Genomic DNA, 11122 nt, shown 5'->3' on the forward strand with positions numbered 1-11122 from the left:
TCCCGTGATGCTCGTCGACGTAATCATCATCATCCTGGGGATCGCTGCACTCTTCTCCGGGTTCCGCCAAGGTTTCATCATCGGTCTCGGCACCGTCGCCGGTTTCGTGGTCGGTTGGGTCATAGGCAGGCTGCTCTCGCCTCTGGTCGAAAGCCTGAGCCAAGGCACACAGGTCATGGAGAATCCCGGCGTCGTCATCCTCCTGGCATCGATGCCGCTCGTCCTCAGCGTCCTGTTCGCCTTCGCCGGCAACGGTGTCGGGGTGTGGATCAGACGATCCATGGACTCAGAACTCGGGCAGGGCATCGACTCGATCGGAGGCACAGTCACCGCTGGCGTCGTCTACGTCCTGGTCATCTGGCTGGCGGCAGGTTTCATCCGCACCACGCCGTGGGTCGAACCGAATCGGTGGGTCGCGGACTCGTCGGTGATCGCGGCCGTCGACCGGACGATCCCGTACTCCTCGCAGATCGCGCTGGGCGACATCTCGCAAGGTCTCAAGGCCACCGGGTTCCCGCAGGTGTTCTCGGGGCAGACAGAGCAGATCCGCGGCGTCGGCGAACCCGACTCCGCGATGGTCGACGTCGGCCGTGGCGTCGAAGAATCGGTCGTCAAGATCACGACAGCTGCCACCAGCTGCCCGACCGGATCCGAGGGTTCGGGGTTCGTCTACAGTGACGGGCTCGTCGCCACCAATGCCCACGTCGTTGCCGGCTCCAAGGAGCTCGCCGTCCAAGTCGGCGGAAGGGGCAGGCCCTATTCCGCCGAGGTGGTGGAATTCGATCCTGAAGCCGACGTGGCCGTCCTGCGGGTTCCAGACCTCGAAGCTCCCGCCCTTGACTTCGGCAATGCGCTGGGACCGGGAGATGACTCCGTAGTCGCCGGATTCCCACAGAACGGCCCCTACACGATCTCCCCATCACGAGTGCGCGAGACGATCAACGCGCGCGGCCTCGATATCTATGATTCGAACTCAGTGGTGCGTGAGGTGTATTCGCTCCGAGGCATCGTCCGCGAAGGAAACTCGGGCGGTCCGCTGCTGGACGCTAACGGTGACGTGGTGGGGATGGTCTTCGCCAGGTCCGCCACCGATGATGAAACTGGGTATGCCCTCACACGGTCGGAGATCAGCGATGAGCTGCAAGCCGGAGCGAAGAACCGTTCCCCGCAGTCGACAGGTCAGTGCACCGGCTAGCGACAGACTATTTCAGGTCGAGGCCAGCCAGGACGGCACGGTGGTCACTCGAGCCACGGCTCAGCACCTCGTCGGAGGTGGCCTCGAACCCGCGATAGAGGACATGATCGAGCCGGGTGACGGGGAAGCGCGCGGGCCATGTGAAGCCGAATCCGCCGCGGGTTTCGACGCGGGTGTCTTCCAGCGGGGGAGACAGGGTTGAGAAGTTGGTGTCCGTCGTCGCGGTGTTGAAATCACCGGCGACGATGACATGCTCGGCCTCATCGGTTTCGACTTCTGTGGCCAGCCTGCGGATGGCCGCGTTGCGCATGGCTTCGTGGCCGGGACGAACCGAGGGCATATGCACGGAGTAGAACCTGATATCGCCGTGGTCCGTAGACACTGTGGTGGCGAAGGCGCGTGGCCACTGCAGACCCAGGTCCACCTCTTCGGGTTCGGACATCGGCCATTTCGACCAGACGCCGATCGTGTCGACGACCTGCGAATGCTCGAATGAGGAATCGAGTTCCTTGTGGATGATCTTGCCCGACAGGGACTCCAGCTCCTGAATCGTGACGATGTCAGGATCAGCGGACACGATGCTCTTTGCCGCTGCTGTGGGCTCAGGCATCCTGGCACCCACATTGTGCGTGGCGACGGTGAGGTCTGGTTCGCCGTTGTCACTGGCCGGAATCAACGCAGAGCCGAACATCGAAGCCCAGACCACTGTCGGAACGAGGAAGCCGATCGCTGAGAGCACCGAGAAGCGGAAGAGGAACATCAGCAGCACGAGGGCGAGGAAAAGTCCCGTCCACGGAAGAATGCTCTCGACGAGCAGCGCAATGCCCATCCTGGCCGGCAGCAGGTGGTGGAGCAGGAGAAATGCAGCATAGGCCATGCCGAAGATCAGCACAGTGATCCCCTTGGCCGGGCTATGCGTTTTTCTGGTTTGCGAAGATTCCTGGTTCATCGATTAAGAAGCTTAACCGTTGAGTCTGTCCTCATGCTGGGTGAGTCATGCGACGTGCCTCACTTGGGCTCACAGAAATCGATCGGCTCACCGGTGAGCGGTGGCGGACCACACCGTGACATCGGGGTGAGTGTCATAGCGGTAGCCGGTGCCTCTCATGGTCCGAATCACCGAAGAGTACTCGCCCAGACGCCTGCGCAGGCGTCGGATATGCACGTCGACAGTCCGCTCATCAGGGACTTCACTACCTGACCAGACAGCGGTGATGAGATCTTCGCGCGGCAGAGTGGAATCGGCATGAGAGACGAGAGTCGCCAGGAGGTCGAACTCCTTGGTGGTGACATCGACGAGGTCGCCGTCGATGCGAACCTCGCGGCGCGGGATGTCGATGCGCAGACGTTCGGCGGTTCTGTTCTGGAAGTTCCCATCGAAGCGTGAGCCGAAGCCACCTGTGGGTGCGGTTTCACCGTTGCCCTGGTCAGGTTCGCGGCGCAAGGCCGGCGGATGGATGCGGTTGGGGATACGGGAGCGGACCGGGCCGTGTGTTCCAGCCGGGGTGCCGGTGGCGGCGGGGGAGCCGTTGGCCACGGCACGGACGGCATCGATATCGTTGCCGCGGCCTTCTGGTGCCAAGGCGATGACCGCTTGGGTCTCCGCCTGGGAAGCCAATTCCTTCGCGTAGGCCTGCAGTTCACCGGCGATCGCGGAGAGGTTGGTCCCATCAGCGGCCGCCTTGGACTCGTCCAGGCCGATGTAGACGATGATTCCGCGCGCTGCCTTCGGTGAGGCCACGACACCGGCGGGGCCGAAGGTGTGGGGCGGGTTCTGCGGGTCCACTGCACTCAAGCGGGCTCCTGCACGACGGACGGCAGCTGCGCTGCGTGGATGTGCGTATGCTGGTTCTGGATTCGACATGGCTGTCCTTTGCTTCGGCCTGCACGGCCGTTGTGACTGAATGAGTCCGCTGCGGAGACTGCGTGTACTCGTTCGAGGCCGGACAGCGGAGAGACGGTCACCGACAACGAACGCAGAGCATACACATGCCTGCGGGGCACATTCGTGTCGAGTGCGTCGTAGAAGTCATGGCTTCATTATTTGTCACAAAACTCGTCGGGTGCAAAGGAAAGTCCGAAAATGAGACGAGTGTGACGAAATATGACGCGTCTGGGCCCGTTCATACGGCCTGGCCGACCGAGTTGGTCGACTCGGTCGACTCGGTCCAGCCGACCAGCTGGCGTCAGTCGACGATTCCGTACATCCGATCACCGGCGTCGCCGAGCCCGGGCACGATGTAGCCCTTCTCATTGAGTTTCTCGTCCAGTGCCGCGGTGTAGATCTCGACATTCGCGGACTGTGCGTAATCCTTTTCAATGCGCTCGACGCCTTCCGGGGCGCTGACGAGGCAGACCGCCGTGACGTCTCTGGCGCCTCGGGCGAGGAGGAAATCGATGGCCATGGCCAGGGTCCCACCCGTGGCCAACATCGGATCGACGACGAAGATCTGCCGACCGCTGAGGTCATCGGGCAGCCGATCTGCGTAGGCGCTGGGCTCGAAGGTCTCTTCGTTGCGGACCATTCCCAGGAAGCCCACCTCGGCGGTGGGGAGGATGCGCAGCATGCCGTCGAGCATGCCCAGGCCCGCGCGCAGGATCGGGACGACAACCGGGCGCGGCTCGGCCAGGCGGGTGCCCGTGAATGTTGTGACTGGAGTGGAGATCTCCTTGTCCTCGACCGCCACCGAACGAGTGGCTTCGTAGGCGAGAAGCATCACGAGTTCTTCGGTGAGCTGGCGGAACCGTGCAGAGTCGGTGCTCTGGTCACGCAGGACGCTGAGTTTGTGGGCGATGAGCGGGTGATCGGCTACATGAAGGCGCATAAGAATAAATGGTACGGAACTTTTCATCTTCGCGCGTGGAGCTGTGGTGAAAGGTCGGCTGAAGCGTCACAATGGAGTCATGTCCTACTTCACTGAGATCCTTGCCGAAACGAGCGATGGTTTTCGTGCGCTCGATGTCGATGTTCAGGATGCCTCCGATCTCGACAGCCTCGTTGAGATGATGCAGGCCGCCGGGTCGGAAGACGGCGAATCGGTCGCTGTCATCGAACACGAGGACGAATGGTTCGGCCTCGTGCGAGTCTGCGAGAACAACGAGATCCGAGTCTTCCTTTCTGACCTGCGTGCCGTCGAGCTCAGTCCCTTCGCGGAGATCTTCGCCGATTACCTCGATTCGCAGCCCGATGCCTACGAGGCTGAGCCGGAGGAGGAGTTCGGGCTCGCGGAAGACGGGGCCGCGGAGGCCGATGACGAGGATGAAGACGAAGAGGTCGCGATGCTCGAGTTCGACGCCGCCGCGGAGTGGGGCGGCGATGCTGAGATCTATGCCGATCGCGGAGTCCTGCCCGCAGAGCTCATCGAACAGGTGGAGAAGTACCGCTCGGATCCTGCCCGCGTCGTCGCTCACGTCGGCGAGACCGTCGGATTCGCCGACCAGCTTCAGGCCGCCCGCTGAGCGCACCGGAGGAAAGTGCAGAACTCGGCTTTGGTGCTCACCCGCACTTCCAGGACTGGATGACTCTTGCCCTCGCCGAGGCGGCCCTGGCCGGTGAACATGACGACGTGCCCGTCGGGGCCGTGGTTCTCGATGCCGAAGGTTCGGTCATCGGCCGCGGTCATAATCGACGCGAAGTCGATCAGGATCCTCTCGGGCATGCTGAGCTCATGGCTCTGCGCAATGCCGCCGAGGCGACCGGACGGTGGCGCCTCGACGACGTCACTCTCGTCGTCACCCTCGAACCCTGCGCAATGTGCGCAGGTGCAGTCGTCGGGTCTCGGGTGGCGCGAGTCGTCTATGGGGCCTTCGATGAAAAGGCCGGTGCTGCAGGCTCGGTCTGGGATCTGCTGCGAGACCGCGCCGCACTGCATCATCCTGAGGTCTACTCCGGCGTGGCGGCGAAGAAGTGCCGCAGCCTGCTGAGTGATTTCTTCGCCGCAAAGCGGGAGAGCGCTGCTGGCTGAGCGCCGTCGGAAGCGTGAAGCAGGGCAGTGGTTCAAGTCACTCTCGCTCGATTTGGTTGCCACCTGGGCCTGACTGTAATGTTGTCCGCGGTGGCGTGTCCGAGCGGCCGAAGGTGCGACACTCGAAATGTCGTGTAGGGCATCCCCCTACCGTGGGTTCAAATCCCACCGCCACCGCGTTGTGATGTGTCGCGACATCGTTCCTACGATGTCGCGGCACATTTTTCATTTCTGGCCCGGTTCTGTCTCACGTCATCATTCCGGTCATGTCTCACGTCATCGTTCCTTTCGATGGCTGGTAGTTCTTCTCGATATCGATCGTGTGTTGCGCGATGATTGCTCCTGCGCCTCGGTCGATGACCATCGTTTCCCGGTCATGGACGAGTAAGAGAACTCGCTTTTGCGCATATGCTCTCCCGATGCCCAGATGTCGGAGTCTGCCGGCAAAGCGCAGGCTGATCTTTCCGTAGGCATCGACTCGGTCGTAACGGATGCGCCAGACTCGGTTGCCGACCTCGATCACCGGCTGTGCCTTCGGTGTGGCGTTATAGGCGGTGTCGGGCGTGCGCCTGCCAATAGCCCGATGGGGCCGCTGTGTGTTGTAGACGTGGGCGAATCTGACCAGCTGCTCGTTGAGTGCCTCGACCGATTCGACGTCCCCGTCGGCTCTGAGCCACCGTTTGAGCGTCTGGTGATAGCGCTCGATCTTGCCCTGCGTGGTCGGTTTGTTGGGGCCACCGTTCTTCTGCGTGATGGCCAGGTCGGACAGGAGTTGCTCGAAGGCGTTGGGTTGGTCGCGTGTGCCGTCGTTGCCGCGAGAAAATCGGGCTGTGTAGACCATGCCGTTATCGGTCAGGGTAGATGTTGGTGGCCCGTAGGCATCCATGGTCTGGCTGAAGGTGTCGATGACGATAGGTCCGGTCACGGGGGTGTGGGCGGTGGCGTGGAGGAGTTTGCGGGAGTGGTCATCGAGCCAGGAGATGATCTCGGTGTCGGTGCCATCGGCGAGGGGCCAGTGGGTGAAGTCGGATTGCCAGGTCTCGTTTGGGGTTGCGGCTTCGAATCGGTGCCAGGACGAGCGTGGTCGTTTCTGGGGTTGGTCGGTGATCGTGTTGTTGCGGCGCAGGATTCGCCAGATCGTAGCGGTGCTGGGTCGGGTCTGTGCTGGGAGTCGGTCCCAGATTGATTCGGGTCCGGCATCGAGGCCGTCGGCGTTCAGGGAGTCGCGCAGTGTCAGGATCGTGGAGGTGGTGGCCTGATCGGTGGCGTTGGGGTTGGTGTGGGGGCGTTTCGATTGTGGGTCGACGGCGTCGAGGCCTCCGGTGCGGTACCGGGTCAGGAGGGTCCGGATCCAGCGGGTGGAGACGTTGAAGCGTTGGGCTGCTTGGGTCTGGGTGAGTCCGCCTTCGGTGATGGCGAGGATGATCGAGCGGTTCTTGTTTGAATCGTTCATAGAGGAACGATGTCGCGAGACACCAGCGGAAGTATGTCGTGACACACCAGGGGATTGATGTCGTGAGACAGAGACCGGAACTATGTCGGGAGACATAGCGGAACGATGTCGTGCAACCAGACACCACCGCCACCGCGTTTTGCCTGAGCCGTGACATCGTTGGAAGACGATGTCACGGCTCAGGCTTTTCTGTGCTCGGATGCACCTGGAAATGGCTGGAGCCAGCTCAGGGCATCGTGCCGGATCGTTGTTCGCTCAGGTCGAGGCGATCGTCGCGATCACCGACCCTTGGGTTGTCGCTCCACCTTCGGCAACCACATGGCTCAACGTTCCAGATTCGGGTGCGGTCACCTCGGCGTCCACCTTGTCCACAGCCACCTCAGCGATGAGATCCCTATTGACACCTTGCTGCCGTCCTCGGCGAACCACGTGGAGACGACGCCCTCCGTGTCCGGACTGTTCTCCGACAGCGTGGGGAAGACGATCTCAGTCATCGGTTCACCTGCTTGAGGATCGCCTCTTTGATCCCTGCAGGAGTCGGCAAGGCTGCATACTCCAAGGGGCGAGCGTAGGGGATCGGGATATCGGGGTTGGCGACGCGCTCGATCGGTGTCTTGAGCATGCTGGGGTCGTGTTCTGTGATCCTTGCCGCGATCTCCCCTGACAGGCCGATTGACCGGCGGTTCTTCGCCATCCACGGCAGTCCCTGAACTCCCTTGTGGAACATGAAGACGATGGGATTGTCGTCCCGGATCGCCGTTGTCATCAGTCCCGCAGCATCGGCTGGATTGCTCGGAACGACGATCATCATGCCCGGCAGATGTGCGAATATTCCCCACAGACATTGGGAGTGCTGCGCCCCATCGGAATAGCCCCCGCCGACTGTGGTCGTGAGCACGAGCGGAACCGTGACATTGCCGCCGGACTCATAGTCGATCTTGGCCATGTGATTGTAGATCTGGTCCATGCACACGCCGAAGAAGTCGACGAACATGAGCTCGACGATCGGCCGCATGCCCTCCGTCGCAGCTCCGATGAATCCGGTCTCCGAGATCGGGGTGTCGATGACGCGCTCTGGGCCGAATCGCTCGAACAGGCCTGTGATCGAGGAGAAGATGCCGCCGTAGTCGCCGACGTCCTCGCCCATGACGAACACATTCTCATCGCGGTCCATCTCCGTGGCAATTGCTTCAACCGTGGCCTTAGCGGTGTTGAGGCGACGGGTCGATGGCTGTGCTGTCGTTGTCATTGCTGTCCTCCTGGTATTGGGGTGGCAGTTGTTGGCTGCCGGAAGTCGTCGATGACGCCGCTTCCTTTCAGCTGAGCTTCGTAGGTGGGGATCGGGTCGAGGCCGGGCACTCCTTCAAGTTCGGGCGGTATCCCTGAGCATCGCCTTCGAAATGTCCCCACAGGCGAAGCGTATGGACTTCGATCAGGTTGGGTCCGCCGCCGTTGGAGGTCACCGAGGTGGATGTGGCGCGCGCAACCGAGATTCCCCAATCGTTGTCTTCGAAGACGAAGATGACCGGCACCTTCCACAGCGCAGCCAGATTGAGGGACTCGTGGAACACGCCCTGGTTGGCGGCACCTTCCCCCGCCACGGCGACGGCGATGTTGTCGAGGCCCTTGCGCGAGAACGAGAGCGCCTGGCCCACGGCCACGGGCAGGCCCTCGCCCACGATTCCAGAACAGGAGAACTTCACAGCCGGATCGAAGAGGTGCATATGCCCGCCGCATCCATCGCTCAGGCCGTCGAAGCGTCCATGATTCTGCTCAGTCGCCGTGTCGCCCGTTGCAATGTGAGGGCCTGGTCATGTGTATCCGGCCTATGTGATGGCAGGGGGACCGCAATTGCCCCGACCGTCTCACCTGCGCTGATCGTCGTCGCCAGGCAAGAGGTCCCAAGCAGATATTCCTCGGAGTCGGACCAGACCGTGGGGGTTGTATTCAGACTCCTCTCGAGGGCTCCGCGGTTCGTGACCGTGCTCGGGATGAGGTCGAAAAGATCATGACGGTCGATGTAGACGGCCCGCTGGTCTTGGGTGAGGCCGGCGAGGATTGCCTTCCCGAATGCTGTTGCATGTCCCGATTCGTGAACGCCCGCCCAGAGGACGACCGCGGGTGCGGTGGGGCCATCGGCGATATCGACGAGTCGGATCTCTCTGTGATCGTAGATCGAGAGGTATGTGGCACCGCCGAGTTCGTCGCGCAGGGAGCGCAGCACGGGTCGGATCCGTGGGAGTCTCTGCTGCGGGGACGAACGCTGTTGCTGTGAGGCGGCTGGCCCGAGCAGGTATCCGTCTTCGTTTTTGCTCAGATAGCCTTCGAAGACGAGGGTGCGCAGGAGGTGGTATGCCGTGGGCAGGGGCAGGCCGACGACGCGCGGCAGCTCTCTGGACAGATCCGATGAGTGTCGGCTCAGACATACGGGTCCTCCTCGGGAATCGGCATCGGTGCCGCTCTCGAATGTGGCATCGATCCTAGACCGTTCGGCAGTGGATACCCACCCTTTCGCGGCAACGGCCCGCACCCCGATGGCAGCGCCAGGCGCGAGATTTGCGATGATTGTGTGTGGTCGAATCGGGTGAATCGGCGGCGGTCGGTCCTCGTAGCCAGATTGTGATCGTTGACACATTATGCAAAACAGACTTAACTGGTCAGTCGGAACGGAAGTGTCTTTCCATGATGCGAAAAAAAGTTTCTGTCGTGGAAGCAGCGCCCGTTTCTCTGCGCATGTTCAAGGCGCATGGTCGCCAACGATGATGTTGACGGCTGATCAAATCGAACAACTTGAGGTGATCCATGAAAAAGGTTGACAACGACCAACGGCGGGACACAGAGTCCGCCGCCGAGAGCAGCGGGAGTCCCGGCCTGCTCGACAGATTCTTCGAAATCACATCACGTGGTTCCTCGATCAAGCAAGAGATCCGCGGAGGCATCGTCGCCTTCGTCGCGATGGCCTACATCGTCGTCCTCAACCCCCTCATCCTGGGCGGTTCCGAGGATGTCGCGGGCGGGTCGCTCGACTTCGCCCAACTGACCGCTGTCACCGGCCTCGTCGCCGGTGTCATCACGATCCTCTTCGGAGTCGTCGCGAGGCTGCCCTTCGCGCTCGCCGCGGGCCTTGGCATGAACAGCTTCCTGGCCGTATCCGTGGTTCAGGAAGTGACCTGGGTCGAAGCCATGGGGCTCGTCGTCATCAACGGTGTGATCATCGTCGTCCTCGGAGCCACCGGCATCCGAACCGCGATCTTCAACGCCGTGCCCCACGCACTGAAGGTCGCGATCACGGTCGGCATCGGCCTGTTCATTGCGTTCATCGGCTTCGTCAACTCCGGCTTCGTCACCCGCACTCCGGCCGGACCTCCCGTCCAGCTGGGACAGGACGGATCGATCGCTTCGCTGCCGACGTTGGTGTTCGTGGTCGCACTGTTCCTCATCGGCATCCTCGTCGCTCGCAACGTTCCCGGTGGAATCCTCATCGGCATCGTCGTGGCCACGATCCTTGCGATGGTCATCCAGGCGATCGCAAAGCTGGGCACCGTGGGAGATCCGGTCAGTCCGGACCCGAAGGGCTGGAACCTTGCAGCACCTGAGATTCCCAGCCAGATCGTCGCATTGCCGGACTTCTCCCTCATCGGAGCCTTCGACCTGTTCGGAGCCTTCGAGCGCATCGGCGTCCTCGCAGCCACAATGCTCGTCTTCACTCTGGTGTTCACGAACTTCTTCGACGCCATGGGCACAATGACCGGGCTCGCGCGCAGCGCCGGTCTGCAGACGAAGGATGGAATGTTCCCCCGCATCCGCGGAGCATTCATCGTCGAGGGCCTCGGCGCAGTCGCCGGTGGTGGAGCCTCCGCCTCGTCGAACACCGTGTTCGTCGACGCAGCAGCAGGCATTGCCGAAGGTGCACGAACCGGACTTGCCGCCTGCATCACCGGTGTGCTGTTCCTGCTGTCGATGTTCTTCGCACCGCTCATCGGAGTCATCCCGATGGAAGCCGGCGCCGCCGCGCTCGTCGTCGTCGGTGCCATGATGGTCACTCAGATCCGCGAGATCGACATGAGCGACTTCCGCACCTCACTGCCGGTGTTCCTGACCATGGTCACGATGCCGCTGACCTACTCGATCGCCAACGGAATCGGCGTCGGGTTCATCTCCTGGGCCGTCATCCACGCGATGAGCAAGCGCGGCAAAGACGTCCACTGGCTCCTCTGGCTCGTGTCCGCAGGATTCGTGCTGTACTTCGTTCGCGGACCGATTTCGGCTATGTTGGGTGGATGAGTGAAATGATGGGACATCTTGCTTGGGGAAAGGGCCAGATCGCGCACGGCGACTGAAGCCCGTCAGTCGCTGCACTGACGGGTCACCCGGTCAATCGGGCCACACCGTCATCTCGACACCACGTTCTTCGCTGCTGTTCGCATGGATAACCAGAAGTTTCGAAGAATGAAGCAAATGTTCTAACCATGCACTGTGCGCCGCAGAGACGAGGCGCAGGAGGTAAGT

Annotated in this window: 13 protein-coding genes and 1 tRNA gene; 5 read left to right on the top strand and 9 right to left on the bottom strand. The window is 61.9% G+C overall.

Translation table 11 applies throughout. From position 1 onward, the window contains the following. The first annotated feature begins 7 nt into the window (after positions 1-7). Positions 8-1195 carry a MarP family serine protease gene (locus tag INT40_RS12145; protein WP_101572026.1) on the top strand — a complete coding sequence of 396 codons (1188 nt, stop codon included), beginning with the start codon at positions 8-10 and terminating at the stop codon, positions 1193-1195. 7 nt (positions 1196-1202) lie between these two features. On the opposite strand, the gene INT40_RS12150 is transcribed toward INT40_RS12145, so the two are convergent. The 3 genes from INT40_RS12150 to upp form a co-directional block, all read right to left on the bottom strand. Continuing rightward, positions 1203-2144, bottom strand: coding sequence for an endonuclease/exonuclease/phosphatase family protein (locus INT40_RS12150; RefSeq protein ID WP_193096161.1), 942 nt, complete (start codon positions 2142-2144; stop codon positions 1203-1205). Positions 2145-2231: 87 nt separating this feature from the next. After that, positions 2232-3059, bottom strand: a complete 828-nt coding sequence (locus INT40_RS12155; RefSeq protein ID WP_193096162.1) for a winged helix-turn-helix transcriptional regulator — start codon at positions 3057-3059, stop codon at positions 2232-2234. 322 nt (positions 3060-3381) lie between these two features. Continuing rightward, positions 3382-4020, bottom strand: coding sequence for a uracil phosphoribosyltransferase (gene upp, locus INT40_RS12160; protein ID WP_101572032.1), 639 nt, complete (start codon positions 4018-4020; stop codon positions 3382-3384). 79 nt (positions 4021-4099) lie between these two features. On the opposite strand from upp, the gene INT40_RS12165 reads away from it, so the two are divergent. The 3 genes from INT40_RS12165 (at position 4100) to INT40_RS12175 (ending at position 5337) form a co-directional block, all read left to right on the top strand. Continuing rightward, positions 4100-4654: a tRNA adenosine deaminase-associated protein gene (locus INT40_RS12165; RefSeq protein WP_193096163.1), complete on the top strand. Its 555-nt coding sequence runs from the start codon at positions 4100-4102 to the stop codon at positions 4652-4654. A gap of 59 nt (positions 4655-4713) precedes the next feature. Continuing rightward, positions 4714-5160: a tRNA adenosine(34) deaminase TadA gene (gene tadA, locus INT40_RS12170; RefSeq protein ID WP_193096164.1), complete on the top strand. Its 447-nt coding sequence runs from the start codon at positions 4714-4716 to the stop codon at positions 5158-5160. A gap of 89 nt (positions 5161-5249) precedes the next feature. After that, positions 5250-5337 (top strand) — tRNA-Ser (locus INT40_RS12175). Between the two features lie 94 nt (positions 5338-5431). Here INT40_RS12175 and INT40_RS12180 read toward each other — a convergent pair. The 6 genes from INT40_RS12180 to INT40_RS12200 form a co-directional block, all read right to left on the bottom strand. Then, the gene (locus INT40_RS12180) at positions 5432-6613 is read right to left on the bottom strand and encodes an integrase core domain-containing protein (RefSeq protein ID WP_193071626.1); all 1182 of its coding nucleotides are present in this window, start codon (positions 6611-6613) and stop codon (positions 5432-5434) included. Positions 6614-6868: 255 nt separating this feature from the next. Then, complete coding sequence (locus tag INT40_RS21215) at positions 6869-6991, bottom strand: biotin/lipoyl-containing protein (RefSeq protein WP_319021985.1); 123 nt, start codon at positions 6989-6991, stop codon at positions 6869-6871. Beyond that, on the bottom strand, positions 6961-7107 hold the full coding sequence (locus INT40_RS20640; RefSeq protein WP_226831238.1) for a hypothetical protein: 147 nt from the start codon (positions 7105-7107) through the stop codon (positions 6961-6963). The genes INT40_RS21215 and INT40_RS20640 overlap by 31 nt, the downstream gene beginning before the upstream one ends. Further along, entirely contained in the window at positions 7104-7862 is a 759-nt protein-coding gene (locus tag INT40_RS12190; protein ID WP_193071625.1) for an alpha-ketoacid dehydrogenase subunit beta, read from the bottom strand. The genes INT40_RS20640 and INT40_RS12190 overlap by 4 nt, the downstream gene beginning before the upstream one ends. A 67-nt stretch (positions 7863-7929) precedes the next feature. After that, positions 7930-8337, bottom strand: a complete 408-nt coding sequence (locus tag INT40_RS12195; protein WP_264298408.1) for a thiamine pyrophosphate-dependent enzyme — start codon at positions 8335-8337, stop codon at positions 7930-7932. A 20-nt stretch (positions 8338-8357) separates the two neighbouring features. Then, a complete protein-coding gene (locus INT40_RS12200) occupies positions 8358-9143 on the bottom strand; it encodes an IclR family transcriptional regulator (RefSeq protein WP_319020880.1) in 786 nt (261 codons plus the stop codon). 272 nt (positions 9144-9415) lie between these two features. On the opposite strand from INT40_RS12200, the gene INT40_RS12205 reads away from it, so the two are divergent. Then, entirely contained in the window at positions 9416-10897 is a 1482-nt protein-coding gene (locus tag INT40_RS12205; protein ID WP_101570903.1) for an NCS2 family permease, read from the top strand. Positions 10898-11122: the final 225 nt, after the last annotated feature.

The organism is Brevibacterium sp. FME17 (assembly GCF_014897515.1).
Classification (GTDB): domain Bacteria; phylum Actinomycetota; class Actinomycetes; order Actinomycetales; family Brevibacteriaceae; genus Brevibacterium.

What these genes read in the sequence shown, in the direction of transcription:
- INT40_RS12145 (WP_101572026.1), top strand. Translation starts at nt 8, where the DNA reads ATGCTCGTCGACGTAATCATCATCATCCTGGGGATCGCTGCACTCTTC.
- INT40_RS12150 (WP_193096161.1), bottom strand. Translation starts at nt 2,144, where the DNA reads ATGAACCAGGAATCTTCGCAAACCAGAAAAACGCATAGCCCGGCCAAG.
- INT40_RS12155 (WP_193096162.1), bottom strand. Translation starts at nt 3,059, where the DNA reads ATGTCGAATCCAGAACCAGCATACGCACATCCACGCAGCGCAGCTGCC.
- upp (WP_101572032.1), bottom strand. Translation starts at nt 4,020, where the DNA reads ATGCGCCTTCATGTAGCCGATCACCCGCTCATCGCCCACAAACTCAGC.
- INT40_RS12165 (WP_193096163.1), top strand. Translation starts at nt 4,100, where the DNA reads ATGTCCTACTTCACTGAGATCCTTGCCGAAACGAGCGATGGTTTTCGT.
- tadA (WP_193096164.1), top strand. Translation starts at nt 4,714, where the DNA reads ATGACTCTTGCCCTCGCCGAGGCGGCCCTGGCCGGTGAACATGACGAC.
- INT40_RS12180 (WP_193071626.1), bottom strand. Translation starts at nt 6,613, where the DNA reads ATGAACGATTCAAACAAGAACCGCTCGATCATCCTCGCCATCACCGAA.
- INT40_RS20640 (WP_226831238.1), bottom strand. Translation starts at nt 7,107, where the DNA reads ATGACTGAGATCGTCTTCCCCACGCTGTCGGAGAACAGTCCGGACACG.
- INT40_RS12190 (WP_193071625.1), bottom strand. Translation starts at nt 7,862, where the DNA reads ATGACAACGACAGCACAGCCATCGACCCGTCGCCTCAACACCGCTAAG.
- INT40_RS12195 (WP_264298408.1), bottom strand. Translation starts at nt 8,337, where the DNA reads ATGCACCTCTTCGATCCGGCTGTGAAGTTCTCCTGTTCTGGAATCGTG.
- INT40_RS12205 (WP_101570903.1), top strand. Translation starts at nt 9,416, where the DNA reads ATGAAAAAGGTTGACAACGACCAACGGCGGGACACAGAGTCCGCCGCC.